At 67.5% G+C, this 25,539-nt stretch carries 24 protein-coding genes and 6 tRNA genes; 10 read left to right on the forward strand and 20 right to left on the reverse strand.

Annotated features, from left to right (window positions below; all coding sequences use genetic code 11):
- Positions 1 to 16 precede the first annotated feature (16 nt).
- The 6 genes from ABRP34_RS00970 (at position 17) to ABRP34_RS00995 (ending at position 5,675) form a co-directional block, all read left to right on the forward strand.
- Positions 17 to 235 carry a hypothetical protein gene (locus ABRP34_RS00970; RefSeq protein ID WP_003801595.1) on the forward strand — a complete coding sequence of 73 codons (219 nt, stop codon included), beginning with the start codon at positions 17 to 19 and terminating at the stop codon, positions 233 to 235.
- Between the two features lie 88 nt (positions 236 to 323).
- Positions 324 to 1,301 (forward strand): aldo/keto reductase, encoded by a 978-nt coding sequence (locus tag ABRP34_RS00975; RefSeq protein WP_353711909.1) that lies wholly within the window; start codon positions 324 to 326, stop codon positions 1,299 to 1,301.
- Positions 1,301 to 2,332, forward strand: a complete 1,032-nt coding sequence (locus ABRP34_RS00980) for a nucleoside hydrolase (RefSeq protein ID WP_353711910.1) — start codon at positions 1,301 to 1,303, stop codon at positions 2,330 to 2,332. Before ABRP34_RS00975 ends, ABRP34_RS00980 begins: the two co-directional genes overlap by 1 nt.
- Before the next feature lie 124 nt (positions 2,333 to 2,456).
- Positions 2,457 to 3,278: an ECF transporter S component gene (locus ABRP34_RS00985; RefSeq protein ID WP_353711911.1), complete on the forward strand. Its 822-nt coding sequence runs from the start codon at positions 2,457 to 2,459 to the stop codon at positions 3,276 to 3,278.
- A gap of 19 nt (positions 3,279 to 3,297) precedes the next feature.
- Positions 3,298 to 4,086: an energy-coupling factor transporter transmembrane component T gene (locus ABRP34_RS00990; RefSeq protein ID WP_353711912.1), complete on the forward strand. Its 789-nt coding sequence runs from the start codon at positions 3,298 to 3,300 to the stop codon at positions 4,084 to 4,086.
- Positions 4,083 to 5,675 carry an ABC transporter ATP-binding protein gene (locus tag ABRP34_RS00995; protein ID WP_353711913.1) on the forward strand — a complete coding sequence of 531 codons (1,593 nt, stop codon included), beginning with the start codon at positions 4,083 to 4,085 and terminating at the stop codon, positions 5,673 to 5,675. The genes ABRP34_RS00990 and ABRP34_RS00995 overlap by 4 nt, the downstream gene beginning before the upstream one ends.
- Positions 5,676 to 5,795: 120 nt before the next feature.
- Here the strand turns inward: ABRP34_RS00995 and ABRP34_RS01000 are convergent, their stop codons facing one another.
- The 11 genes from ABRP34_RS01000 to ABRP34_RS01050 form a co-directional block, all read right to left on the reverse strand.
- Positions 5,796 to 7,964, reverse strand: coding sequence for a 3-hydroxyacyl-CoA dehydrogenase NAD-binding domain-containing protein (locus tag ABRP34_RS01000; RefSeq protein ID WP_353711914.1), 2,169 nt, complete (start codon positions 7,962 to 7,964; stop codon positions 5,796 to 5,798).
- Between the two features lie 139 nt (positions 7,965 to 8,103).
- Positions 8,104 to 9,435, reverse strand: coding sequence for an HRDC domain-containing protein (locus ABRP34_RS01005; protein WP_353711915.1), 1,332 nt, complete (start codon positions 9,433 to 9,435; stop codon positions 8,104 to 8,106).
- 130 nt (positions 9,436 to 9,565) lie between these two features.
- The gene (gene efeB, locus ABRP34_RS01010) at positions 9,566 to 10,933 is read right to left on the reverse strand and encodes an iron uptake transporter deferrochelatase/peroxidase subunit (RefSeq protein ID WP_353711916.1); all 1,368 of its coding nucleotides are present in this window, start codon (positions 10,931 to 10,933) and stop codon (positions 9,566 to 9,568) included.
- Positions 10,930 to 12,126 (reverse strand): iron uptake system protein EfeO, encoded by a 1,197-nt coding sequence (gene efeO / locus ABRP34_RS01015; protein WP_353711917.1) that lies wholly within the window; start codon positions 12,124 to 12,126, stop codon positions 10,930 to 10,932. Before efeO ends, efeB begins: the two co-directional genes overlap by 4 nt.
- A gap of 92 nt (positions 12,127 to 12,218) precedes the next feature.
- Entirely contained in the window at positions 12,219 to 13,070 is an 852-nt protein-coding gene (efeU, locus tag ABRP34_RS01020) for an iron uptake transporter permease EfeU (RefSeq protein WP_353711918.1), read from the reverse strand.
- Positions 13,071 to 13,206: 136 nt separating this feature from the next.
- Positions 13,207 to 13,878, reverse strand: coding sequence for a DUF3000 domain-containing protein (locus tag ABRP34_RS01025; protein WP_353713281.1), 672 nt, complete (start codon positions 13,876 to 13,878; stop codon positions 13,207 to 13,209).
- Positions 13,879 to 13,946: 68 nt separating this feature from the next.
- Positions 13,947 to 15,059: a low specificity L-threonine aldolase gene (locus ABRP34_RS01030; RefSeq protein ID WP_353713282.1), complete on the reverse strand. Its 1,113-nt coding sequence runs from the start codon at positions 15,057 to 15,059 to the stop codon at positions 13,947 to 13,949.
- A 21-nt stretch (positions 15,060 to 15,080) separates the two neighbouring features.
- Complete coding sequence (locus tag ABRP34_RS01035; protein ID WP_353711919.1) at positions 15,081 to 15,872, reverse strand: SDR family NAD(P)-dependent oxidoreductase; 792 nt, start codon at positions 15,870 to 15,872, stop codon at positions 15,081 to 15,083.
- Complete coding sequence (locus tag ABRP34_RS01040; protein WP_353711920.1) at positions 15,869 to 17,272, reverse strand: DUF6421 family protein; 1,404 nt, start codon at positions 17,270 to 17,272, stop codon at positions 15,869 to 15,871. Before ABRP34_RS01040 ends, ABRP34_RS01035 begins: the two co-directional genes overlap by 4 nt.
- Before the next feature lie 145 nt (positions 17,273 to 17,417).
- Positions 17,418 to 17,876 carry a peptide-methionine (R)-S-oxide reductase MsrB gene (gene msrB / locus ABRP34_RS01045; RefSeq protein ID WP_353711921.1) on the reverse strand — a complete coding sequence of 153 codons (459 nt, stop codon included), beginning with the start codon at positions 17,874 to 17,876 and terminating at the stop codon, positions 17,418 to 17,420.
- 14 nt (positions 17,877 to 17,890) lie between these two features.
- Positions 17,891 to 18,382, reverse strand: coding sequence for a hypothetical protein (locus ABRP34_RS01050; protein WP_003801562.1), 492 nt, complete (start codon positions 18,380 to 18,382; stop codon positions 17,891 to 17,893).
- A gap of 147 nt (positions 18,383 to 18,529) precedes the next feature.
- Between ABRP34_RS01050 and ABRP34_RS01055 the strand changes: the two genes are divergently transcribed.
- Positions 18,530 to 19,816 carry an alpha/beta fold hydrolase gene (locus tag ABRP34_RS01055; protein WP_353711922.1) on the forward strand — a complete coding sequence of 429 codons (1,287 nt, stop codon included), beginning with the start codon at positions 18,530 to 18,532 and terminating at the stop codon, positions 19,814 to 19,816.
- On the opposite strand, the gene ybaK is transcribed toward ABRP34_RS01055, so the two are convergent.
- The 3 genes from ybaK to ABRP34_RS01070 are packed head-to-tail and all read right to left on the reverse strand — an operon-like array spanning position 19,804 to position 21,754.
- Complete coding sequence (gene ybaK / locus ABRP34_RS01060; protein ID WP_003801558.1) at positions 19,804 to 20,307, reverse strand: Cys-tRNA(Pro) deacylase; 504 nt, start codon at positions 20,305 to 20,307, stop codon at positions 19,804 to 19,806. The genes ABRP34_RS01055 and ybaK overlap by 13 nt on opposite strands.
- A gap of 14 nt (positions 20,308 to 20,321) precedes the next feature.
- A complete protein-coding gene (locus ABRP34_RS01065; protein ID WP_353711923.1) occupies positions 20,322 to 20,780 on the reverse strand; it encodes a SufE family protein in 459 nt (152 codons plus the stop codon).
- 50 nt (positions 20,781 to 20,830) lie between these two features.
- Positions 20,831 to 21,754: a sulfurtransferase gene (locus ABRP34_RS01070; protein ID WP_353711924.1), complete on the reverse strand. Its 924-nt coding sequence runs from the start codon at positions 21,752 to 21,754 to the stop codon at positions 20,831 to 20,833.
- Positions 21,755 to 21,972: 218 nt separating this feature from the next.
- On the opposite strand from ABRP34_RS01070, the gene zapE reads away from it, so the two are divergent.
- The gene (gene zapE, locus ABRP34_RS01075; protein ID WP_003801552.1) at positions 21,973 to 23,010 is read left to right on the forward strand and encodes a cell division protein ZapE; all 1,038 of its coding nucleotides are present in this window, start codon (positions 21,973 to 21,975) and stop codon (positions 23,008 to 23,010) included.
- 150 nt (positions 23,011 to 23,160) lie between these two features.
- On the opposite strand, the gene ABRP34_RS01080 is transcribed toward zapE, so the two are convergent.
- From ABRP34_RS01080 to ABRP34_RS01105, 6 genes are all read right to left on the reverse strand, one after another.
- Positions 23,161 to 23,397, reverse strand: coding sequence for an antitoxin (locus ABRP34_RS01080; RefSeq protein ID WP_353711925.1), 237 nt, complete (start codon positions 23,395 to 23,397; stop codon positions 23,161 to 23,163).
- Positions 23,398 to 23,545: 148 nt separating this feature from the next.
- A tRNA-Val gene (locus tag ABRP34_RS01085) sits at positions 23,546 to 23,617 on the reverse strand.
- A 52-nt stretch (positions 23,618 to 23,669) separates the two neighbouring features.
- A tRNA-Gly gene (locus ABRP34_RS01090) sits at positions 23,670 to 23,742 on the reverse strand.
- A gap of 57 nt (positions 23,743 to 23,799) precedes the next feature.
- Positions 23,800 to 23,874: transfer RNA gene (locus ABRP34_RS01095), tRNA-Val, on the reverse strand.
- A gap of 38 nt (positions 23,875 to 23,912) precedes the next feature.
- Positions 23,913 to 23,983, reverse strand: a tRNA-Cys gene (locus ABRP34_RS01100).
- A 47-nt stretch (positions 23,984 to 24,030) separates the two neighbouring features.
- Positions 24,031 to 24,103 (reverse strand) — tRNA-Gly (locus ABRP34_RS01105).
- Positions 24,104 to 24,411: 308 nt separating this feature from the next.
- Between ABRP34_RS01105 and ABRP34_RS01110 the strand changes: the two genes are divergently transcribed.
- Positions 24,412 to 24,483: transfer RNA gene (locus ABRP34_RS01110), tRNA-Val, on the forward strand.
- A gap of 96 nt (positions 24,484 to 24,579) precedes the next feature.
- Positions 24,580 to 25,425, forward strand: a complete 846-nt coding sequence (locus ABRP34_RS01115; RefSeq protein WP_003801547.1) for a hypothetical protein — start codon at positions 24,580 to 24,582, stop codon at positions 25,423 to 25,425.
- Positions 25,426 to 25,539: the final 114 nt, after the last annotated feature.

Consider the following 25,539-nt stretch of genomic DNA (forward strand, 5'->3'; position numbering starts at 1 on the left):
AGGAAGGCAGAACGTCATGACGAAGAAGTCAGCCCAGCCGGGACGCACGCCGCTTCCGCGGGGCCTCGCCTCGCCCGACCGCAGAATCCTCGCCCACTCCGGCGTGGAGTCCCTTGAACAGCTGGCACAGTTCGGCCGGCGCCAGCTGGCCGCACTGCCGGGCATCTGCCCGCGGACCCTGGCCCAGCTCCAGGATGCGCTGGAGGAGCACGGCCTGGATTTCGCCCCCGCCTGAGCCCGCCCTCGAAGCGACGGTTCCCCGAAGGGACGGCCGGAAAGGCCGGCCGCGAAAGCTGCCGCCGGAGCCGTTATAGGGTGATTCCATGACTGAATACCGCCGTCTTGGAAAATCCGGGCTCACTGTCTCCGTCGTGGGCCTTGGCTGCAACAACCTGGGCCGGGCAAACACGGTGACCGAATCGCAGGAGGGCTCGGACGCCGTCGTGCATGCCGCCCTCGACGCCGGGGTGACGCTCTTCGACGTCGCGGACACCTACGGCCGCGAACCGGGACTCAGCGAAACGATGCTCGGCAGGGCCCTGGGGGCCAGGCGGGACGATGTCGTGGTGGCCACCAAGTTCGGCATGGATATGCGCGGGGCCAACGGCGAGGACTTCGGCGCCCGCGGTTCGCGGCGCTACATCATCCGCGCCGCGGAGGCTTCGCTGCGGCGGCTCGGAACCGACTACATCGACCTGTACCAGTTCCACACGCCCGACCCCCTGACGCCGATCGAGGAAACCCTCGACGCGCTGAACGACCTCGTCACCAGCGGCAAGGTGCGCTACATCGGCCACTCGAACCGCGCCGGGTGGCAGATCGCCGAGGCCGAATACGTGGCGCGCGCCCGCGGCGGGGTCCGGTTTGTCTCCGCGCAGAACCACTACAACCTCCTGGACCGCCGCGCCGAGCAGGAGGTCACCCCGGCGGCCGAGGCGTACGGGCTCGGTGTCCTGCCTTACTTCCCGCTGGCCAACGGCCTCCTGACCGGCAAGTACGCGCAGGACCAGGCACCGGAAGGATCGCGCCTCAGCCACACGCGGACCAACCTGGTGCATGACGCCGACTGGCAGCAGCTGAAGGCGTTCAGCGCCTTCGCCGCCGCCCGCGACCTGACCGAAGTGCAGGTGGCCTTCTCCTGGCTGGCGGCGCAGCCCTCGGTCAGCAGCGTGATTGCCGGCGCCACCCGTCCCGAACAGGTCCGGCAAAACGCCGCGGCGGTGGCCTGGGTGCCGGACCGGGCCGAACTCGACGAACTGGATGCCATTTTCCCGCAGACCCCCAAGGTGGCCCTGTTCTGATGCCCTCCATCCTCATGGATGTTGACACCGGGATCGATGACGCCCTCGCGCTGGTCTACCTGCTGTCCCGCCCGGAAGTCCGGGTCGAGGCCATCACGTGCACGGCCGGCAATGTGGGCGCCCGCCAGGTGGCACGGAACAACCTCGCACTGCTGGAACTTTGCGGCCGGGCAGGGATTGAAGTTGCCGTGGGCGCGGAGGTGCCCCTGGAGATTCCGCTGGTCACCACGGAAGAAACCCACGGGCCGCAGGGGATCGGCTATGCCGAGCTCCCGCTGCCGGAGCAGGAGATCTCATCGCGGCACGCCGTGGAGGTCTGGGTCGACGCGGCCCGGTCACACCCTGGTGAGATCACCGGGCTCATTACCGGGCCGCTGACGAACTTCGCCCTGGCTCTGCGGGCGGAACCTGACCTTCCCAAACTGCTCAAGGGGCTGGTCATCATGGGCGGCTGCTTCAACTACCAGGGCAACACGACGCCGACGGCGGAGTGGAACGTGTCCGTGGATCCGCACGCGGCCGCGGAGGTCTTCGCCGCCTACAGCGGCCTTCCGGAGGAGAACCTTCCGGTGGTGTGCGCGCTCGAGACCACGGAACGCATTGAGCTGCGTCCCGAGCACCTGCAACGGCTGGCCGAGGCCGCCGGAGCCGAACCCGAGCTGGTGCTGCCTGAACAGCCAGAGGGCCAGCGCAGCCGCTCGGGCAACCCGCTGGTGGCGTGCCTTTCGGATGCCATCCGCTTCTACATGGAGTTCCACCGGCTGTACGACAAGGGCTTCATCGCACATATGCATGACGCCTTCGCCGCCGCTGCGGCCATCGGGCGCACGCCTTACGGCACCCGGCCGGCCACCGTGCACGTGGAGACTGCGGCGCCCCGCCTCGTGGGGACCACCGTCGCCGACTTCCGGGGCATCTGGAAGGAGCCGTCCAATGCCCGGATCGTCACCTCGAACGACCCCGCGCAGTGCTTCGACGAACTGATCTCCTCGGTGGGCGCGCTGGCCGCCGCCGTGGGGAAACGGCCGTAGCACGCCGTGCCCGCGGGTCGGTAGGATGGTAGCCGCGCCAAGGTGACATAGGCGCCTGCTTCCGCGCACGTGGAAGATCACGCCACGGGTGCGGGACCCGCCGTTTTCAGCCTAAGGATCCACCATGTCACAGCCGTCCCTGACCCTTCCTCCCACGGACCGGCAAGCTGTCCGCCGCCGGAGGCTCCTCGAACTGCTCGGCGCCGCGGCCATCGCCGCCACATTCGTCTTCCTGGTCCTCACCCAGCCTGCCGACATTGCGGGCGGGCTCGGCAGCGTTTCCTCGCTCGTCGCGCTCGGTGGCTTCCTCCTCGGCGCCCTGCTGCTGATCGTGGGCGTGCTCCCCACCTTGCCCACGTCCACCGTGGTGCTCATCCCCGTGGCCCTGATCCTCAACATCGTGCTGGGACAGCTCATGGGCACCAGCGGACTGCCGTTCTACCTCGACTCCATCGGCACCGTGCTCATCGCCGTGCTGGCAGGACCTGCGGCCGGCGCCGCCACCGGTGCCCTGAGCAGCATCGTGTGGTCGTTCTTCAACCCGACGGTCCTGCCCTTCGCAGCCGGCGCCGCGCTGATCGGCTTCCTCGCCGGCGTGGCCGCGCGGTACGGGCTGTTCCGCCGGTTCTACCTGGCCCCGGTTGCCGGGTTCGTCACCGGCATCATCGCTGGCGTGGTGTCCGCACCGATTGCCGCGTTCGTCTTCGGCGGCACCTCAGGGGCTGGCACCGGCGCGATCGTCAGCGCCTTCCGGGCCATGGGCGACACCCTGCTGGCCGCCATCACCAAGCAGGCACTGATCTCCGATCCCATGGACAAGGCCATCGTCTTCGCGATCGCTGCCATGCTGGTCTACGCCCTGCCACGGCGCACCACGTTCCAGTTCCCGTTCGTCCGCCGCTTCCGCGTCCTGGCCGGCAGGGAGCCGGCCGCGCGGAATTCCTGACACGGGAACCGCCGGCCAGGTGTTCCCGCGCCTCAACCCGCTAACCACGCTGACGGCCGCCGTCGCCGTCCTTGTTATGACGACGGCGGCCGCCAGTTGGGCGGTATCCCTCACCGTCGCAGTCGGTGCAGTCCTGCTTTCCGCCGCCTCAGGCACGCTGCGGCGGGTCCTCTTGGCCTCAGCCGCCATCATTGTGCCGTTCTGGCTGTCGCTGCTGGTGATCCACGGGCTCTTCTTCCCGGAGGGGCGCACCGTCCTGGCCAGCTGGGGCCCCGCCCGGGTCACGGCTGAGGGGTTGTCCTTCGCCTTGGAGATGGGTCTCCGCACCGCCGCCTTCGTCCTGGTGCTCATGGTGTTTTCCTTCGGCGTCAGGGTCCCGGAACTGGTTGCCGCCCTGACTGCCCGCCGTGTCCCGCCGCAGGTTGGATATGTCCTGGCGTCCACGCTGCTGCTTGCCCCGCTGGTCGCCGCGCGGCTGGAGAAGGTCCGCCAGGCGCAGGAGTCGCGCGGGCTTGTGGTGGGCCGGGGGATTGGCAGCCGGGCTGCGGCCATCCGGCTGCAGATGGTCCCGCTGGTGCTGGGCCTGGTTCACGACGCCGGCATCAGGGCACAGGCCCTGGACGCCAGGGGGTTCAGGAGCGCCGGTCCCCGGACCAGCTACACGGAGGCCCGCGATTCAGCCGCGCAAGCGGCCTTCCGCCTTGTGGCCATCCTGCTTGCACTGGCGGCCGCGGGCTGGCGCATGGTGGAGTCGCTTTCGGCTGGGTCACTCGCTGCATTGTCCCTTTCCGGGGGTGGCCCGGGATGATCGCGGACAGGACCGGTGCAACCACGCTGCTGGCCTCCGTTGCCTCATTTTCGTACCACGGCGACGCCGGCCCCGCGCTGCTGGGGGTGGAGATGGCCGCCGCGCCGGGCACGCTCACGGCGGTGCTTGGCGGATCCGGCAGCGGCAAATCCACCCTGGGACGGCTCCTTGGTGCCTGGGTCCTTGGCGGTCGGGACGGAACGCTGGCCGGGAGCCTGCGGCTGGACGTGGCCGGCGTTCCGGCCAGCAGCCGTCCGCTGGCCTTTACCGGAGCGACGGATGACCCGCGGATAGACCCCGGGGCGTGGGCACGTCACGTCGGCTACGTGCCGCAGGACGCAGCGTCCATGCTGTCGGCGGTTCGCGGAACCGTGGAGGAGGAGCTCGCCTTCAGCCTGGAAAACCGCGGAGTTCCGCGCGCCGAGATGGTCCGCACCGTCGCCGGCATCGCCCGCCGGACGGGACTAGGGGGACTCCTGCACCGGGACCCCGCAACCCTGTCCGGCGGCGAGCTGCGGCGCCTGGCTGTGGGCTGCGCCGTGGTGGACGGCCCTGGCGTCCTGGTCCTCGACGAGCCGCTCGAGTCCCTGGACCAGGCCGGGGTCCGGACGGTGATGGAACTGGTCCATGCCGAGCTGGCCCTGGGTACCGCCATTGTGGTGCTGAGCCAGCACGCCGACGCGCTGACCCGCGCCGCGGAGCGGTGGCTGGTACTGAAGGACGGGGAGGTGACGGCGGCGGGGCCGCCGGGCCAGATCCTGCAGGGTCACGCGTTGGCCGAGTCCGGCGTCGTCATCACGTCCCCGGAACCGGACGCGGAGCCGGAACCGGAGCCGGCCGCGGAGTCCGGGCTGCCGATGCCTGCGCCGCCTGCGGCGCTGCCCCTTCCCGTGGTGGAGGCCCGTGCCGGGACGGCCGCGGCTTTGGAGCTGGCCAATGTCGCGTTCGGGTTCGGCAGACTGCCCGGCAGCGTGCCTTCGGAGGACAGCATGCTCCTGCAGGATGTAAACCTGCAGGTGATGCCCGGGGAAGTCCTTGCCGTGACCGGGCCCAACGGCGCCGGCAAGTCCACACTGCTCCGGCTCCTCAACGGCCTGCACCGGCCGCTTCGCGGTGATGTCCGGGTGGCCGGCGAGTCCATTGCCGGGGTTCCCACGGGGCTGGTGGCCCGAAGGTTGGGGCTCCTGTTCCAGCACCCCCATGACCAGCTGTTCGAGCGGACTGCGCTGCGGGAGGTGCTGTTCGGGCTGGACCGCCTTTTCGCTGCCGGGGCGCCGGAACGGGCACGGGCAGCCCTGGCCGCCGTCGGCCTTGAAGCCAGCGAAAACGCCCACCCCCATGAGCTGCCGGCCTCGGGCCAGCGGCTGCTCGCCCTCGCCACAGTCCTGGCGCGCGACCCGTCGGTGCTCGCGCTTGATGAACCCACCGTGGCACTCGACGCCCATGGCCTGGAGCGGCTCACGGCCGCCGTCTCAGCGGCAGCCGGCCGCGGCGCCGCCGTCGTAATGGTCACGCACGACCTCGGATTCGCGAAGGCCCACGCACACCGGCTGCTCAGGCTCGACGGCGGCCGGCTCCTGCCGCACTGAGCGCGAACGTGCACTTGAGGCCCAAATCAGCTGCCGGGGCTGCCCGGAAAACCTGTGCTTATGGCGCGAACGCACACTTGAGGCCGCTGTTGCCGGGTACAAGTGTCTCTTCGCGCTGGATCAGGAGCGGGATGCCACACCCGGCGGCAGGAACCGCCTGCCATTGACGCGCTCCGAGGCCCCCACCCTGTCGAGGTACGGGGTGATCCCGCCCAGGAACATCGGCCAGCCGGCACCCAGGATCATGCACAGGTCGATGTCCTGGGGCGCTGCCACCACGCCCTCTTCGAGCATCAGCCCGATCTCCTCGGCCAAGGCGTCCTGGGTCCGCCGCAGCACTTCTTCTGCGGTTGACGGTGTGCTGCCAAAGGACATCAGGGCCGCGGTGGCTGCGGGGATCTCCTGCGTGCCGTCCGCCGCAGCGGACCACAGGGACCTGACATTGTTGTCGACCAGTTTCTGAAGGTTCTGCGAGAGCGGGAACCGGTCGCCGAAGGCCGCATTCAAAGATTCCTGCACATGCTGGGCCACCGGCAGTCCCACCATGGCGAGGAGGGTGAACGGCGTCATGGGAAGACCCATGGGGCGGAGCGCGGCATCCGCAACCCTGGCGGGCGTGCCCTCGTCGAAGGCGGCAGTGACTTCGCCCATGAGCCGCAGCAGGATCCGGTTGACCACGAACGCAGGGGCGTCCTTGACCAGAACGGCCGTCTTTTTCAGGCCCCGGGCGAGTTCGAACGCCGAGGCGAGCACGGCGTCCCCGGTCTTCGGTGCCCGGACGATTTCCAGCAGCGGCATGACGGCTACGGGATTGAAGAAGTGGAAGCCCACCAGGCGCCCGGGGTGCTGCAGGTCCGCCGCCATGGCGGTCACGGACAGCGAGGACGTGTTGGTGGCGAGGATGCACTCCGGTGAGACGACCGCTTCAAGCTCGGCGAACACCTGCTTCTTGACGCTCAATTCCTCGAACACCGCCTCGATGACGAAGTCGGCGTCCGCGAACGGCTCCTTGGAAACTGAACCTGTTACGAGCGCCTTGGCTTTCGTGGCAACGTCGGTGGCCAACCGGCCCTTCGCCACCAGCTTGTCTACTTCGTTGTGGACATAGCCGACTCCCTTGTCCACCCGCTCCTGGTCGATGTCGGTCAGGACCACGGGAACCCCGAGCTGGCGCGCGAACAGCAGGGCAAGCTGGCTGGCCATCAGGCCGGCGCCCACCACGCCGATCTTCGTGATGGGCCGGGCGAGCTCGCGGCCGGGGGCGCCGGCGGGCCGCTTGGCCCGCTTCTGCACGAGATCGAGGAAGGCGTAGACGGTGGCGCGGAACTCGTCGGTCTGCATGAGGCCTGCCAGCGTTTCGCATTCGAGTGCGGCAGACTCGGCCTGGGTCAGGGTGCGGTTCGCTGCCATGATGTTCAGCACCTCGGCCGGTGCGGGGGAGGCATTGGACGTTTTCGTTTCGACGTAGGCACGGCCGGCAGCCACGGCGTCCGCCCACCGCGCGGCAACGGCCTGGTCGGCAGGATCGACGGCGGCGGGCCGTTCCGGTGCTGTGCCCGAGAGTGCGCCGCCAGCCACAACGCGCCCAGCCCAGGCGACGGACTGCTCAAGGAAATTCTCCGGTGCGAACAGCGCATCCGCGATGCCGAGTTTGAAGGCTTCGGGGCCGGACAGTGTCCGGTTGTTGTTCAGCGGGTTCTCGATCATCACCTTCACCGCATTCTCCGGCCCGATCAGCCGCGGCAGCAGGTACACGCCGCCCCATCCGGGCACCAGTCCCAGGAAGGCCTCGGGAAGTGCCAGCGCCCCGGCACCGGTGGACACCGTGCGGTAAGTGGACTGCAGGGCGATCTCCAAGCCGCCGCCAAGGGCCACGCCGTTGATGAAGGCGAAGCTGGGAACGCCCAGGTTGGCCAGGGTGGAGTAGACCTCGTGGCCGAGCTGCGCCATCCAGAGGCCGTGCTCCCGCTCCTGCAGGGAGGTGACCGCGGAGAGGTCAGCGCCGGCTACAAAGCAGTCCGGCTTGCCCGTCACGCCCACGGCCGCGATCTCGCCCGCGGCCGCCCGCTCGCGGAGGCCTTCCAGGACGGATCCCAGTTCCACAAGGGTGTTTGGGCCAAGCGTGGTCGGCTTGGAAGGTCCCAGACCGTTGTCCAGGGTGATCAGGGCAAGGATGCCCGGGCTGGGCTGGCCGTCGGCTGCCGGGAGGTCAATATCCTGGACGGAGGAATGAGTGACCATCTCATCCGGGAAGAGATCGGCAAGCTTGCGGAAATCTGCGGCGCTCATTCTGGGGCTCCTCATTGAGACGGGCATGCGGTCCGTACCGGGATGGCGGGACCGAACGGGACCGGACATCGGTGAACCCAACGTTACTCGCGAGTAACATTGGCTGCAAGCGGTGCCGTGCCTGCCTGAGGCGCCAGGCTTACGCGGGGGTTTCCCTTACCTCTCTGGCTTCCTTGGGCGGAAGCGGCTGGGGGTTGAGGAATGCCGAGGTGATCAGCGGCGCTACCAGCCCTACCTGCCACGGCCGGGCACCCAGCTCGCGCAGTTCGGCGGCGATGGCGGCTTCACTGACGTCCGCCGGTGGCCGCCACGCGACGCGGCGGAGGTAGTCGGGGGTCAGCAGGTTTTCGAGCGGCAGCTTGAGCCCGTCCGCCTTTTCCTGGAGCAGCGGTCTGGCGGTCTGCAGCCGCTCGGCCGCGGCAAGGTCACGGTCCGCCCAGACCCGCGGCGGCGGCGGGGCGTTCGTGGGCAGGTGGAGCGGGGGAAGGTCATCGAGCGTCCGGGCCGCTGCGATGCACCGCAGCCACCGCGGCGCCTCCCGCTGGGCTGCCCTGCCGTGGAACCCTTTGGTGCCGAGTAGCTGAGGTACGGTCGTGGGCATCGCCTTCGCGGCGGCGACGAGGGCAGAGTCGGGAATGAGCCGGCCGGGGGCGACGTCGCGCTTCTGGGCCAGAGCATCGCGTTCCAGCCACAGCTCCCGCACTGCAGCCAGCTGGCGGCGGTCCCTGATCTGGTGGAGCCCGGAGGTCTTGCGCCAGGGGTCCACTCTGGGCGCTGCGAGCCCTGCGGACAGGATTGCTGCGAACTCCTGCTCTGCGTATTCGAGTTTTCCGTCGGCTTCGAGCAGTTCGATGAGCTCCTCGCGCAGTTCCGTCAGAACCTCGACGTCGAGCGCTGCGTACCGGAGCCAGGGCTCGGGCAGGGGGCGGGTGGACCAGTCTGCCGCCGAGTGTTCCTTGGCGAGGCCGAAGCCGAGGAGCTGCTCGATCACCGCTGCGAGGCCGACGCGGGGAAGGCCTGCCAGCCGGGCTGCCAGCTCAGTGTCGAACAGTTTGTCCGGCCACATGCCCAGTTCCGACAGGCAGGGCAGGTCCTGGCTGGCGGCATGCAGGATCCATTCGACGCCGCGCAGGGCGTCGTTGATGATCCGCAGGTCCCCGAACGGTTCGGGGTCAATCAGCCAGGTTCCCGAACCTTCCCGGCGGATCTGGACGAGGAACGCGCGCTGCCCGTAGCGGAAGCCTGAGGCGCGCTCCGCGTCAACGCCGGCCGGGCCCGTGCCCGCGGCGATTGCGGCAGCGCAACGTTCCAGCCCGGCCTGGGTTTCGATGACCAGAGGCACGCCGTCGCGGGGGGAATCGAGATCGATGACAACGGGGACCCGGCTGTCAAAGCCTTCCACCGTTATGTGGGGTGTGGTTTCATCAGCCGGAGCGCCGGCTGTGGTGTTATCCGGATTTTGAGGGGTCATGATGACCCTAGTTTACCGGCAGCAGGCGCAAGGACGGTTCGGGGACGACACCGCGCCGCCGTCGGAACCGACGGCGGCGCGGTGTTCATGGCACTCCGCAAGGACGAAACTGTGACCAGGTAAACACAGCTCAGGCGAAGAGGCCCTCCCCGACGAAGCCGCCCTGCCTGACGCCCGGCGGCACGGCGAAGAGGCCGGACCCTGTGTGCTTGAGGTACTCCAGGGCGAGGACGTCCTCCTTGGCCATGGTCGTCTGCATCGGCACGTAGTGCGTCCGCGGGTCCTTGACGAAGGCAATGAAGAACAGCCCGGCGTCGAGGTGGCCCAGCCCGTCCGAACCATCGGTGTAGTTGTAGCCGCGGCGGAGCATCCGCACGCCGTCGTTCTGGTCCGCGTGGGCCAGCCGCACGTGCGCGTCCATGGCTATGAGCGGCTCGCCGTCGTTGCCCTTGACGGAGAAGTCGGGGGCGGTGAACTCCTTGCCGCCGGACAGCGGTGCGCCTTCTCCCTTGGTCCGGCCGATCAGGCCTTCCTGTTCGCGGAGCGAGGTGCGGTCCCAGATCTCGATGTGCATCCGGATGCGGCGCGACACCAGGTAGCTCCCGCCCTCCATCCAGGCTTCGCCTGCACGGGATCCGGCGCCGGCCCACACGTGCTCGTCGAGCAGGGCCGTGTCCTCGGCCTTGAGGTTGTTGGTCCCGTCCTTGAAGCCGAAGAGGTTGCGTGCGGTCTGCTGCGCGCGTGACGTCGACGATGTGCGGCCGAAGCCCAGCTGCGACCAGCGGACGCGGGCCTTGCCGAAGCCGATGCGGGCCAGGTTGCGGATGGCGTGCACCGCCACCTGGGGATCGTCGGCGCACGCCTGCACCACGATGTCGCCGCCGGTGCGGGTCGGCTCGAGCGCGTCGCCGGGGAAGTGCGGCAGATCGATCAGGGCATCGGGCCGCTTTCCGTCGAGGCCGAAGCGGGCTTTGCCGTCCTTTTCGAACAGGGAAGCACCAAAACCAAACGTGATGGTGAGTCGGCCGGCGTTGAGGTCGAGTGCCTCGCCGGTGTCCTCCGGCGGGGCGTCGTACGGGCCGTCGACGGCGCCGGTGGTCCCGGTGGTCCGGCCGGCGGTCATGGCCTCTGCGGCGGCGGTCCAGTCCTTGAGGAGTTCGATGAGCGCCGCGCGGTTGTCGGTGGTGACGTCGAAGGCTGCCATGTGGAGGCGGTCCTGCGCAGCGGTGGTGATCCCCGCCTGCCGGTCTCCGAAAAAGGGGATGACGGAATCGTCGGCAGCCGGGGGTGCTGCGGCGGCCGCCAGGGCGTCGTGGCCAAGCAGGCCGGCGGCGATTCCCGCCACCGCTCCCGCGCCGCCCACGCCGGCCAGTCCCAGAAGTCCGCGCCGGGACAGCCGGCGGTTATCGCCGTCGGACGTCTCCGCCGGTGCTGCGGAAGCGCCGGAGTGCGTGCCGGCAGGCGCCTGCTGGTCGCCGCCGAAGGGGCAGCCGCTCACAGCACTACAGCCGCGGTGAGCTTGGACAGTGGCTCGCCGAGGGAATCGACCAGGGCGCTGAGCTGCTGGACCTCGTCCTTGCTCAGCTCGTTGTAGTAGGCAAAGCCGTCGCCCTTGGCGTGCTTTTTCAGTTCGGCCTGGAGGGCGCCGAACTTGGCGTCGAGGTCCGTGGCCAGCGCGGCGTCCTTCTGCTGCAGGGCGGGCTTGAGGTTCTCGAACGCAATCCGGGCGCCGTCCACATTGGCCTGGAAATCCCAGAGATCGGTGTGCGACCAGATTTCCTCCTCGCCGGTGACCTTGCCGCGGGCCACTTCATCCAGGAGTTCCTTGGCGCCGTTGCCCAGCTTGTCGGCGCTGAGCTCTACGGTGCGGGTGCGGGTGCTGAGCTCCTCCGTGTCGGCCACCAGCTGCTTGGCGATTGCCGAGCGCTCAGCGGCGGTCAGCGCCTTGTATCCGGCTGGCGGGAAGAGGTCCTTCTCGGCCCGGTGCCAGCCGGTCCACTTCTGTCCCGGTTCAAGGTCCGCCTCACGGGCATCGAGTTTGGGATCGAGATCCCCGAAGGATTCGGCCACGGGTTCGATCCGTTCCCAGTGCATGCGGGTGGCGGCGTACAGGCTCTTGGCCTTGGCTGCGTCGCCGGTCGCGTAGGCTGCGGCGAATTCCTTTGTTCCGGCCACCAGCTGTTCGGTCTGGTCCTTGACGTAGGCCGTGTACTGGGTGACGCCGGTGTCCACGAGCTTCTGGAGGTCGGCGTCAACGGTGGCCTGCTTGCCCGAGTCGTTGACGGTGAAGTCCGCACGGATGCCGTCACCCTTCATCCCCGGCTTGCAGGCGGTGATGTACTTGCCTGCCGGCGCGGTGAGCACCAGGTTGCGGGTGATTCCCGGGCCGATGTTCTCCACTTCGGCCACGATCCGCAGGCCGTCTTCGGCGAGCACGTAGAACTCGGTGACCTCGGTGCCGTCGTTCTTCACGGCGAAGGTCAGGTTTCCGCTCGGGGCCTCCGTGGCGGAGACCTTGCAGTCGGAAGCGGTGCTGGTCACCTGGATGGGCCCGTCGGTGGTGCCGGATGAGGTGGCGCTGGCGTTGTCGGTGCAGGATGCGAGCGCCAGCGGGAGGACTGCGGTGGCTGCCACGACGGCGAGGCGGGCACCGGCGGTCCGGCGGATTTTGGGCGAGGTCAAGCCTGGCATGGATATTCCTTGGGGGGTGTTGGGGGTGCGGGGTGTTGGGGATACAGCGGGTTTGTTGGGGTGCGGTGCCGGGGTGGTGGCCGGCGCGTCGGTCAGGAGGCGACGGCGGCAGCTGCGGCAGGAGCTTCCGCCGGCCGGGGCGTCGGGCGGAAGTTGGCCCGCAGGTAGAAGAACATGACGGGGATTACGTAGAGGACCCAGGCGGCTGATTCCAGCCACGTCGTGGCGGGGGAGAAGTTCAGGGTCCCCTTCAGCAGGGTCCCGTACCAGGACGACGGCGGGACGGCGGTTGAGACGTCGAAGGCCAGGCTGTGCAGCCCGGGCAGGATGCCGGCCTCCTGCAGGTCGTGGACGCCGTAGGCGAGGACGCCGCCGGCGATGACCACCAGGGCCACGCCCGTCCAGGTGAAGAAGCGGGACAGGTTGACCTTCAGGACGCCGCGGTGCAGCAGATAGCCGAGCCCGGCTGCCACGGCAAGGCCCAGCAGGGCGCCGAACAGAGGGGTTCCGGATTCACCGCTCGCCTGGGCTGCGGCCCACAGGAACAGGGCCGTCTCCAAGCCTTCCCGCCCGACGGCCAGAGCCGCAACAAGCACCAGTCCCCAGGCGGCGCCGTCTGCCACGCCATCGACCCGGGAGCGCAGTTCGCTGCCGAGCGTGCGGGCGGTGCGCGCCATCCAGAAGACCATCCAGGTGACCAGTCCGACGGCGACGATGGACAGGCCGCCGCCGATGGCTTCCTGCGCTTCGAAGGTCAGTCCGCGCGGGCCGAAGGTCAGCAGGGCGCCGAATCCGACGGACACGGCAACAGCGATTCCCACGCCCGCCCACAACCGGGGGAGCAGCGCGCGGCGGCCGCTCTTGGTCAGGTAGGCCATCAGCAGGACGACGATGAGGGTCGCCTCGAGGCCCTCCCGGAGGCCGATGAGGAAGTTGGCTGTCATGTAAAGCACCTTCTGCCGGGGGAGCCCGTCTTAGGCTCACCTAAGCACGGGACTTTACACGGCCGAGGCGATTAGGCAAAAGAATCGTGCCGTAATTACCGGAGAAATTACTCCACCGGTTTGGGTAGCGCAATCGCTAGTTGCGGCGTCTGCGGGGGAGCGCGGAGACGCCGTCAGGCAGCGGCGGAAGACCGGCGAAGGTGCACACCATGTCCGACCATGCCTCGAGGTGGGCCTGAACGTCGGCGCTGGCCGGAGTCCACGAGGCACGGAGTTCAATGTCGATGGAGGCGGGCCGGTCCGCCAGCGTTCCGAAGCTTTCGGACAGCACCCGGGTTGCTGTCCCGCCGGCCGCGCGGTAAGGGGCATTGTGGGTTTCGAGTGCCTCCACGAGCCATGTCCAGGCCACCGAGCCCAGCATCTCATCGTTGCCCATTTCGGCGTCGAGCTGTGCCCGGATGTAAGTGACGATCCGGAACTCGCCGTCCCACACGGCCGAGCCGTCGGGGTCATGCAGCAGGATGAAGCGCCCGGTGGCGAGCTCCTCGCCGTCCTCGGCGTCGTCCCCGGCGGCGGCTCCGGCGGCGGCCGACCGGGCCAGCGCCATTGCCGCCGGCCCGTGGACGGGCGACCGGTCCTTGCCGCCGCTGGGAACTATGACCTCGGCGCCGAGGGCGACGGCAAATGGCGCCAGCCGGGCGGGCGCCGGGATCTCGTCGAGGCGCAGTTCGCTGCGGCAGCGTGCTTTCCGGAGCGTCCCCAGCGCATACAGGAAATCCGCGGGAACCTGGGCAAGTGCGTTCACAATGGCAGGGTACGCATTGGAAACCACCGCATCCGGCAGGCTCGCCGCCTGCTCACGCAATCCTGTGCATGTTACTGCGCTGCCGCCGGTGAGGACCCGTGCCGGGCGAGTTCGGCCCTGATGGCCGCCACGAATGCATCGACGTCCTCCTCGCTCGTGTCGAAGGAGCACATCCAGCGGACCTCCCGGGTGGCCTCGTTCCAGTCGTAGAAGCGGAAGGACTCGCGGAGCCGGTCCGCCACACCTTCAGGCAGGACCGCAAAGACGCCGTTGGATTCGGTTTTCTGCGTGGGTTCCACACCGTCGATGTCCTCCACCGCCGTCCGCAGCCTCGCCGCCATGGCGTTGGCGTGGGCGGCCGAACGAAGCCACAGGTCACCTTCGAGCAGGGCGATGAACTGCGCGGACATGAACCGCATCTTGGAGGCCAGCTGCATGTTCATCTTGCGCAGGAAAAGCAGCCCCTGGGCGGCGTCGGGGTTCAGCGCCACCACCACCTCGCCGAACAGCAGCCCGTTCTTGGTTCCGCCGAAGGACAGGATGTCCACGCCGGCGTCGCGGGTAAACGCCCGGAGGGGAACGCCCAGGTGCGCCGCCGCATTGGCCAGCCGCGCGCCGTCCATGTGCAGCTTCATGCCCTTGGCGTGCACGTGCTCGGCGATCGCCCTGACTTCATCCGCTGTGTAGCACGTGCCCAGTTCGGTGGTCTGGGTGATGGACACCGCCAGCGGCTGGGCGCGGTGCTCGTCGCCCCAGCCCCACGCTTCGCGGTCGATGAGTTCCGGCGTGAGTTTGCCGTCCGGGGTGTGCACCTGCAGCAGCTTCATGCCGCCCACGCGCTCCGGGGCGCCGTTCTCGTCCATGTTGATGTGTGCCGTCGACGCGCAGACCACCGCACCCCAGCGCGGGAGGAGGGACTGCAGGGACAGCACGTTGGCGCCCGTGCCGTTGAAGACCGGGAAGCACTCGATGCCCGGCCCGAAGTGCGCCTCCATCAGCTCCTGCAGGCGGGCCGTGTAGGCGTCTTCGCCGTAGGAAACCTGGTGCCCCTCATTGGCGGCGGCCAGCGCAGCCAGCACTTCGGGGTGCACCCCTGAGTAGTTGTCCGAGGCAAAGCCGCGCACCGACGCGTCGTGCAGCCTGGGCATGGTGCCGCTCCCGGCAGTTTCAACCGTTGTTGTCATCTCGTTGGTCACGCTTTCAGTCTAGGTAGTTGCGGCACTCTGTGTACGGGCAGCGCTGTCGGGCACAGGGGCCAGCAGCAGCCGCTGCCCGTTCAGCTCCGCGGCGGGCTGGCTGAAGAGCCCGACGGCGGCCGCGGCCAGCTGCTCCACGTCCGTGTACCCGGGGAACTTCCGTTCGGGTTGCTTGCTGCGCATGCCGGCGTCCACCAGCGCCTTCACGACGAAGACGACGGCGGCGCTGTGCTGGGCGCCGTCGGCTTGGCTGACGCGGCCGAGCCCCTCCGCCACGGCCATGGTCCACGCTTCCGCGGCGGCCTTGGCCGCAACGTAACTGGCGACGCCGGCGACGGGACTGCCCACCGACGTCGAGGACACCATGGCAAGCCGTCCGCAGGGCGAGGCGGCGAGGTCGTCATAGAAGACGCGGGTCACGTTCCGGAGCGTCGTCACAGCGCTGCGCTCCAGGAAATCCCAGTCCTCATCGGTCTGGTCCGTGATGCCCTGCGCGCCGCGCCATCCGCCCACCAGGTGGATGACGCCGTCGATCCTTCCCGCAGTGCGCATGAGCCCTGCGTGCAGTTCGCGGACGGCGGCGAGGTCGCCGAGGTCGCACACAAGCGGTGTGGCGCCGCCCGCGGCTTCCGCAGCCGCCTCGATGCGCGCCTTGTCCGAACCCACGGTAAAGACGGCAAAGCCGGCCCGAAGCAGCGCGCGGGCGGCCGCGACCCCCGAAGGTCCGCTGCCGCCAGTGACCAGCACGCGCAGTGGACTGCCGTCCGTCAGGCTGGAGTCGGTCACGCTGCCGTCAGTCATGCTGCGGCAGCCGCCGTGCCGTTCGCCGGCAGGGCAGGGTCCGTGGCGCCGGTAATGCCGGCGGTGGATTCGATGACTGGGCGCATCTTCTTTTCCAGGGCTTCGTAGAACATGGACAGCGGGAACTCGTCGTCCAGGACCTGGTCGGTGAGGCCCCGCGGCGGCCCGTCGAGGGGGAGGGCGCCCGGCCCCTTGGCCCAAACGGAAGCCGGGTTCGGCGTGACGGTGCCTGAGATCAGCTCGTAGGCCGCCAGCCAGTGGGCGGTCTTGGGCCGGTCGATGGAGCGCCAGTAGAGTTCCTCGATCCGGGCACCCAGCTCCACCACGACGCCGGCGACGTGCTCCCAGTCGATGGTCAGCCGGCTGTCGGTCCAGTGGAGGACGCGGTGCTGGTGCAGCCACGCGAAGAGCAGCTGGCCGCCGAGCCCGTCGTAGTTGCGCACCCGGCTGCCGGTGATGGCGAACCGGAAGATGCGGTCGAAAATGACCGCGTACTGCACGAGCTCGGCGTGCCGGCGGGCCTCCGGATCCGCCGCCTCGTCCTTTTCGATTTTCACCGCTTCCCGGAAAGCCGTCAGATCGCAGCGCAGCTCCTCGAGGGAGTACAGGAAAAAGGGCATCCGCTGTTTGATCATGAAGGGATCGAACGGCAGGTCCCCCCGCATGTGCGTGCGGTCGTGGATCAGGTCCCACATGACGAAGGTCTTTTCGGTGAGCTCCTGGTCCTCGAGGAGTTCCGCGGCCCGGGCCGGCAGCTCAAGTGAGGTGATGTCGGCGGCTGCCCGCAGGACCCGGCGGAAGCGCGCTGCTTCCCGGTCGGCGAAAATGGCGCCCCAGGTGAACCTGGGTGTGGCGCGCACGCCCACGGTTTCGGGGAACAGTACGGCGGAGTTGGTGTCATACCCGGGGGTGAAGTCGATGAAGCGGATGGGCACGAACAGACGGTTTGAGTAGTCGCCCTGTTCCAGGCCTGCAATGAAGTCGGGCCAGATGACGTCGACGAGGACGGCCTCTACGAGCCGGCTGCTGCTGCCGTTTTGCGTGTACATGGGGAATACCACGAGGTGCTGCAGGCCGTTCTCGCGGTCCGCCTGCGGCTGGAACGCCAGCAGGGACTCCAGGAAATCCGGGACGCCGAACCCGCCCGCGGCCCAGCGGCCAAAGTCGCGGCACACCAGGTCCAGGTACAGGGCATCGTGCGGGAATGCCGGTGCCAGCGCCTCAACGGCGCTGACAAGGGCTTCGACGTAACCGTGGGCAGCCGCATGGGCGGCCGGGTCGGGGACCGAACCGTCCTGTGCCTGCAGCTCCCGCAGGGCAACGGCTGCGGCCTTGACGCGCTGCCAGGCCGGGTGTTCTGCGGAGATCCGGGCCGGTGCTGTGTTTACGGTTACGGTCATCCCTGGCCTCGCCTTTCGGGTTATCTGAGCTACTTAGGCGAGCGTAGCAAGCAGACAGGCTTCCTAATCGATCAGAGGCCTGAGCATAAGAAACTGTAGTGCTTGAGGCTGTCGAAATAACCGGTAGGCGCAGCGCCGGGCAGCCTCAGGCTGGGGTGTCGTCGGCGGCGGGCACCAGCTTCAGTGAGACGGAGTTGATGCAGTAACGCTGGTCGGTCGGCGTTCCGTAGCCCTCACCCTCGAAGACGTGCCCCAGGTGGGAGTCGCAGTTGGCGCACCGCACCTCGATGCGGTCCATGCCCAGGGTGCGGTCGTGGATGTAGCGCACGCGCCCTTCGGCCAGCGGGGCCCAGAATGACGGCCAGCCGCAGTGCGAATCGAACTTCTCCTTGCTGGTGAACAGTTCGGTCCCGCATGCGCGGCAGTTGTAGACGCCGGCGGTGTGGGTGTCCCAGTACTCGCCGGTATACGGGCGTTCTGTGCCGGCCTGGCGCAGCACGTGGTACTCCTCCGGCGTCAGTTGCTGCCGCCAGTCTTCATCGGATCGGCCGGCGGCAGGGTTTGCGGCGGTAGTGGTGAGGTCGGACTTCTCAGGAGTGCTCATAGTCGGACCAACGCTCAGGAGTCCCCGATAAATCCCGAGCCGGCATACAGATGCAGTACAGGGAGCCCAAGCTTGTCTTGCGCCCTGTTGGCCCAATCGGTATGGAAGGTGTCCGACACTGCATGCGGTCTGGTGATGACGACTGCCTGGGCGGCCCCAAGCTCCTTGACCTTGGCCACGAGGCCGTTAACGGCGCCGCCGTCCACCACCTCGCCGGCAACGCCGCCGCCGAGTCCTTCCAGGGCGCTGACCGAGGTGGCCAGCGTGGCGTCCGCCGCTGCCCGTTCCTCCGCAGGGTCCGGCGCGTGGGCGGTCAGCTCGCGGAAAGCCTTGGCGATGTCCAGCATCGACAGGTTCTCAAGGAAATCCACCAGCAGATGCCGTTCCGTGTTGGCAGGCACCAGCACAACCAGGGGCGCGTCACCTCCGTCCACCAGGCGTTCGATGTTCACGCGGTCGTCCGCACCCAGCGGCTCTTCAGTCAGAATGACGATTGGATCGCTCATGGCATCAGCCTAGTCCCGCCCGCCAACGCCCGCATGTATTTGGCCCGCATGTATTTGACCCGCAAGTATGTGGCCTGCAGGCGTCAGGCCTGGAGGCATCTGGCCGCGAATGTGCCGGAAGGGGCCGGATCCGTCAAGATGGGTGGCATGGATTCCGCGCACGCTGCTTTGACAACCCCGTCTGCTACCAAGGGCAACGCGATGACCCTGAGGGCGAAGTGGACACTCGGGGGAATCATCGCCGGCGGCACCGCCGCAGCCCTGCTCGGTGCCGGGTCGTCCGCACTCGCGCTCTACTTTGCCCGCCGCGTCCTCACCCCGGCCCGCGTGCGGCCGGCGGACCAGGAGATCCTGGCGGTCATCAGGGAGGGCAGGGACCTGCAGGTCATCCTCGCGGCCACGCCGGAGACGACACACAATGGCGTGTACAGCCTCTTCTTCGAGGCCGGTGCCGGGCACGCCCGGATCGGCAGGATCCTGTCCTATTCCCCGGCCGAACGCACCGTGCTGCGCGAAGTTGAGGCCGTCTACAGCGGCAACCTTGAAACCGCGGGGCGCGGCTGGTGGGGAGGCGCCACGTACCAGCATCCGTCCGACGTCGGGCTGGCGTCCGAGGATGTCGCTATTGAGGTTGAGGGCGGAACGGCGCCCGGCTGGCTGATCCCGGGTGACGCCGACGCCGGGACCTGGGCCATCATGGTCCACGGGCGCGGGGCCACCCGGCAGGAGTGCCTGCGCGGAGCGCGGGTGGTCCATGAACTGGGCCTGCCGAACCTCCTGGTTTCCTACCGCAACGACGGCCTGGCGCCGGCAGCATTCGACGGCCGGTACGGGCTGGGTTCGACGGAGTGGCGGGACATCGACGCTGCCATTTCCTTTGCCCTGTCCCGCGGCGCCCGGGAAGTTGTCCTCTTCGGCTGGTCGATGGGAGGCGCCATCTGCCTGCAGACCGCGGACCTGTCGGAGCACCGGCACGTCATCCGGGCCATGGTCCTGGACGCGCCCGTCATCGACTGGGTGAACGTGCTGGCCCACCACGCGGAGCTGAACCGGATCCCGTCGGCTGTTGGCCGGTACGGCCAGCTGATGATGGGCCACAAGGTGGGTCGCCGACTCACCGGACTCGCCGCGCCCGTGGACCTGAAATCAATGGACTGGGTGTCGCGGGCCGTCGAACTCCGGACGCCGACGCTCATCATCCACAGCGTGGACGATGAATATGTTCCCTACGAGCCCTCGGCCCTGCTCGCCGAAAAGAACCCGGAAATGGTCACATTCGAGCCTTTCGAGGGGGCGCGGCATGCCAAGGAGTGGAACGCCGACCCGGTCCGCTGGGAAGGACTCGTCCGGGCATGGCTGCAGCAGCAACTGGCCCCACGCCGGAATCCGGGGCAGCCGGACCTCGGCCAGCCTGACCCTGTTCAGCCCGCCTGAGGGCCGGTTCCGATTGCGGCTGTGACGGCCTTGGTGAGGCGAACGAGGTCTCGGGGATCCAGTTCGACATCCAGGCCGCGCCGGCCGCCGGACACAAGGATGGTGTCCAGGGTGAGGGCGCTTTCGTCGACGACCGTGGGGGAGGGCTGCCGCTGTCCCAGTGGCGAAATACCGCCCAACACGTAGCCGGTGCGCCGTTCAGCCGCCGCGGGGTCCGCCATGGCGGCTTTCTTGCTGCCCAGCGCCGCAGCTATCGCTTTCAGGTCCAGGTTTCCGCTGACGGGAACGACGCCGACCGCCAGTTTGCCGTCGACCTCCACCATGAGCGTCTTGAAGACCCTCGCAGGGTCGATCCCCAGGACTTCGGCTGCCTCCATGCCGTAACTGGCCGCGGCCGGATCATGGCTGTACGGGTGCAGGTTAAAGGAAACGCCTGCCGCAGCCAGTACGGCTGTGGCAGGCGTTCCCTGCGACGTGTTTTTTCGCGCCATGCGGGGTCCGGCCCCTAGGCGTAGAGCCTGGCCGCGGCGGCCACCTTGCGCTTGATGCGCCCGAGCATCGCGGTCATGCCGCGCATGCGCAGCGGCGTGATGGCGCGGGTCAGGCCGAGCAGTTCCGGCATGTCATCCGGTACAGCCAGGATCTCCTCAGCGGTGAGGCCGTCCAGTCCTTCATGCAGCACTCCCGCGAAACCACGCGTGGTGGGGGCCTCCGGCGGCGCCTTGAAGAACAGCCGGACGGCGGGGGAACCGCCGTCGTTCTTTTCCGTCTCAATGGTGAGGAAGAGAGGCGACTGGCATTCCACCACCTGCTCCAGCAGCTCAGGGTGGTCGTTCAGGCGCTCCGGCAGATCCGGCAGGCCGCGGGAGAACTCCAGCAGGAGCTGCAGCCGCTCGGGCTCGCTCAGTGTCTGGAAGTCGTCGACAATCTCCGCCAGGGCGGTGGGAAGTGCTTGAGTACTCATCACTTCCAGCTTACGCAGGTTGTCGCCGTCCGCCGCTTTTTTACGCCTACTTACCTCGAGGCAAGTGCCGGCGCCGCGCCGCGTTCCGCGCCCTTGGCGATCGGCACGCGCACTGCGTTGCCCCATTCCGTCCAGGAGCCGTCGTAGTTGCGGACGGTTTCGAAGCCGAGGAGGAACTTGAGTGCGAACCAGGTGTGGCTGGAGCGTTCGCCGATGCGGCAGTAAGCCACAACGTCGTCGCCCTCGGTGAGTCCGGCCTCGCCCAGGTACAGTGCCTCAAGCTCGGCGCGGCTGCGGTAGGTGCCGTCCTCTGCTGCTGCCCGTGCCCACGGGATCGACGCTGCGGTGGGAATGTGGCCGCCGCGCAGCGCGCCTTCCTCGGGGTAGGCAGGCATGTGGGTGCGCTGGCCCGTGTATTCCTCGGGCGAGCGGACGTCGATCAGCGGCTTGCCAAGGTGGGCAAGGACGTCTTCCTTGAAGGCGCGGATGGGGGTGTCGTTGCGCTCCACCACGGGGTAGTCCGCCACGGCCGGGGAGGGGATGTCGGTGGTCAGCGGACGGCCTTCGGCAATCCACTTGTCGCGGCCGCCGTCGAGCAGACGGACGTCCTCGTGGCCGAAGAGGCTGAAGACCCAGAGGGCGTAGGCAGCCCACCAGTTGGACTTGTCCCCGTAGATGACCACGGTGGTGTCGCGGGAAATGCCCTTCGCGGCGGCCAGGGCGGCGAATGCCTCACCCTCCACGTAGTCACGGGTCACTTCGTCGTTCAGGTCGGTGTGCCAGTCGATTTTGACCGCGCCGGGAATGTGGCCGGTTTCGTAGAGCAGGACGTCTTCATCGGACTCCACCACAACGAGCTTGCCGTCGTTAAGGGCGCCGGCGTCGATGGCCGCGGCCAGCCACTCGGTGGAAACAAGCCGCTCCGGGTGCGCGTAGGCGGCGAACTTTTCGTTCTGTTCAACGGGGTAGGACATGCGTATGGCCTTTCACTGAAACGGTCAGGTCAGACCGCCGGGGGACGGCGGGTCACTGGTCCAACACTAGCCACGGGCCGGGACGAATGCTTCTGTGTGTTAACAGGACGAAATGTGTGCTTGCTCACGGCATGGCGGGCAGCAAGGCGATACCGGCAGGCCGGGCGGCCAATGCCGGTATTCTTGCTGGGGACAAATCACCAGCAGAATGGACCACCTTGGTACAGATCGAAAAGCTCGCCACCCGGACGCCGGCGGTGTCGGTGGATGAGCTCCTCAAAGGTTTCTACCCATCGCCCAGGTTCGGGCAGGTGTCCTTTGCAAGCTACCGGCCAGACCCGAAGCAGCCAAGCCAGGCGGCGGCAGTGAACGCGCTGCAGGCTTTTGCCGGAGGAGTCGGCGCCGGGGACGGCGGGGGACTGTTCAAGAAGCTCTTTGGCAAGAAGGACGCGACCCGCGCCGGCATCTACCTCGACGGCGGATTCGGCGTGGGAAAGACCCACTTGCTGGCATCGCTCTGGCACGCTGCCCCCGGCCCAAAGGCCTTCGGCACCTTTGTGGAATACACCAACCTGGTGGGTGCCCTGTCCTTCCGGAAAACCGTCGACGCGTTGAGTTCCTACAAGCTCGTGTGCATTGACGAGTTTGAACTCGACGATCCAGGCGACACGGTCCTGATGTCCCGCCTGATGCGGGAACTGGCCGACGCCGGCGTGAAGCTCGCGGCCACATCCAATACTCTGCCCGGATCCCTGGGCGACGGCCGGTTTGCCGCCGTGGATTTCCAGCGTGAAATCCAGGTCCTGGCGGACCAGTTCGACGTCATCAGGGTTGACGGCGAAGACTTCCGCCACCGCGGCCTCCCGGCTGCGCCTGCACCACTGCGGAACAGCGAACTCCATGCCCACATGAAGGCGGAGTTCGACGGCAAGACCGTTGCCGAGGATGACTTCAGTACCCTCATCTCACACCTCGCGGGTGTCCATCCCAGCCGCTACCGCAAGCTGCTTGACGGCGTGGACGGCGTCGTCTGGCGGGACGTGGAAACCATCACCGAGCAGGCGGTGGCGCTGAGGTTTGTGGTGCTGGCCGACCGTCTTTACGACAAGGACGTTCCGATCCTTGCCAGCGGCGTTCCGTTCGACAAGCTGTTCACCGAGGAAATGATGAACGGCGGCTACATGAAGAAGTACTTCAGGGCGGTCTCCCGGCTTACAGCGCTGGCACGCGAAGGCCAGAACCACGAGCCGTCGTAGGCACCGGCTCGTGTAGGCACAGGCTTTTTGCAGACATGGGCGTTGCAGACACACGGGAATTCTTTCGGGAAAACGAAAGGTGCCGGCGCCGCCTCTCGGCGGGACCGGCACCTTTTTTGACGTTTAGGGGCGAAGCCCGGCAAATCCTGACTACGGAGCCTTCTCAGCCGGCGGCACGTTGTCCGCCGGTCCCTGGGTAGGCCTCTCATCGGCTTTGTCAACGAGAGTGGAAGCGCCTGTCTGGACCTTATCCACCTGGCTGGTGTATTTGCCGCCCGTCTTGGAGTCGACAAAATCACCTGCTTTGGTGATGCCGTCCTTGATGGCCTGCTCGTTGCCGCGGATCAGACCCTGAGCCTTGCCCTTTAGATCGTCAAGTAAACCCACGAGCACCTCCCTTCAATCGCGGAGCCAGTTCGCTCCTCCGCATTCGATCCTAGCCCCGAAGGCGGCGCCTGCCAAGGAGTTCTTGACAAACTTTGTCAAACTGTATGAGGGCAAGAAAAAAGCAGCTCCGGGGAGCTGCTTTGTTTCGTGGGCGATACTGGGATCGAACCAGTGACCTCTTCCGTGTCAGGGAAGCGCGCTACCGCTGCGCCAATCGCCCGGAGCCGGCAGAACCGGCGGTATCCTGGGTTCGGATCCCTAAGGATCAAGAGAGCGGACGACGAGATTCGAACTCGCGACATCCACCTTGGCAAGGTGGTGCTCTACCAGCTGAGCTACGTCCGCATTTTTGAAGTCCAGCCGCGTGGCCGAACGTTCAACTACAAGCAAGTTTCCTTGCTCTGGTGGGCGATACTGGGATCGAACCAGTGACCTCTTCCGTGTCAGGGAAGCGCGCTACCGCTGCGCCAATCGCCCATCGCATCCGGTATCACCGGAAACCATGGCTTTCACCGAGGTGGGTACGGGATTCGAACCCGTGTATACGGCTTTGCAGGCCGCTGCCTCGCCTCTCGGCCAACCCACCGTGTAGGCCTTGATTCCGGGGAACCAGTGCCGTGACAGTGTCCTGCGAGCGGACGACGAGATTCGAACTCGCGACATCCACCTTGGCAAGGTGGTGCTCTACCAGCTGAGCTACGTCCGCATTTCGGAGCTGCGATTCCTTGCCGTATTCGGCAGTTCGTCGCGTTCCAACGAGTAAGAACTCTATAGGAGGTTCCGGGAAACTCCAAATCGAGTGCCGGCGGTGTGGCTCGGGAAGCCGTACTTCCTTGAATTCTAGGGAAATTTTCGAATTACAGGGGTGTAGTTCCGGGGGCCTGGAGTGACGGGCCCCGTGCTGCGTTACGGCCTTGGGCGTTGCTGGAGCACCTTGCTCCGCTGACCTTCTCCATGGGTCAAGGCGCCGATTTCCGTTAACCCGCGATTGTCCGCTAGCATTCAAATGCATCGGGGCGATTGGCGCAGTGGTAGCGCGCTTCGTTCACACCGAAGAGGTCACTGGTTCGAACCCAGTATCGCCCACCGATGGAAAGTCCGTTCAGCCCAGGAGATAGAACTGGGAGGGGCGGGCTTTTCTGTTTCCGCATCAATGTCTGACCCCCGTGAAAGAGTCTCATCATGACCGCTCCACTCCTCGCCCACGCCACGGAATATGGCCGTATGTACGCCCGCTCCACCACGGAGCAGTTCACGGTTCCCTCCATCACCACCGTCATTGGGCAGCAGGCCCATGGACTGGACGGCTGGTTCGGCTACATGGGCGCCAGCAGCCTGGCCAAGGATCCGTCGCTGCCGGAGATCCTTGGCAGCCCAGCGCGGGTGCGGCAGGCGGTGAATCGCGCGGCGAAGGCGGCTGAAACATACCGGGACGAGGCTGCGCAGCGCGGGGACCGGGTGCACTACTACTGCGAGCAGGTGGCCCTGCGTGCCCTCGGCCGGCCGCACCAGATGAAGGAAGCCCGTGAAGCGCTGGCCTCCAACGGAGAGGAAGCCTTCGCCGCCCGCTTCGATGAATGGTGGGAGCTGTTCCGGGTGGAGCCGATCGCCCCGGAGATCACCGTGTGGAACACGGCGGTGGGTTACGCGGGAACACTGGACCTCGTTGCGAAGATCAACGGACGCACCTGCCTCATTGACTACAAGACCAAGGGGACCACCCGCGACGGCCAGGTCAAGCCCCTGGACGACAAAGTGGTCATGCAGCTTGTTGCCGGCATGAAGGCGGAGGAAAGCCTGGTGGATCCCGTGGCCGGCGAGTGGGAGCCGTGGCAGCACGGCGATACCCCGGTGCTGCTCGCCGTGGCGATCGGTGAAACCGAGGTCCGGCCTGTCCGCGCTAATCCTGAAGTCCTGAAGCACCACTGGTGGAAGTTCTGTGCCCTGCGCCGGGTGTGGGAAATGTCCGCGGACACTGTCAGCGCCGGACCCGCGCTGCTGCCGTTGGCGCCGCCGGTGTTCTCCTGACCCTTCCCGCGCCCGGGCTGGCCGGGCCCGACCCCGCCGTCAGCTCCGCCGGGCAGGCCGCAGCAACTAAACTGGACTGGATCCGTTTACCCGTTCACCGTGAGGAAATGACTG

The organism is Arthrobacter sp. K5 (assembly GCF_040448525.1).
GTDB lineage: Bacteria > Actinomycetota > Actinomycetes > Actinomycetales > Micrococcaceae > Arthrobacter > Arthrobacter globiformis.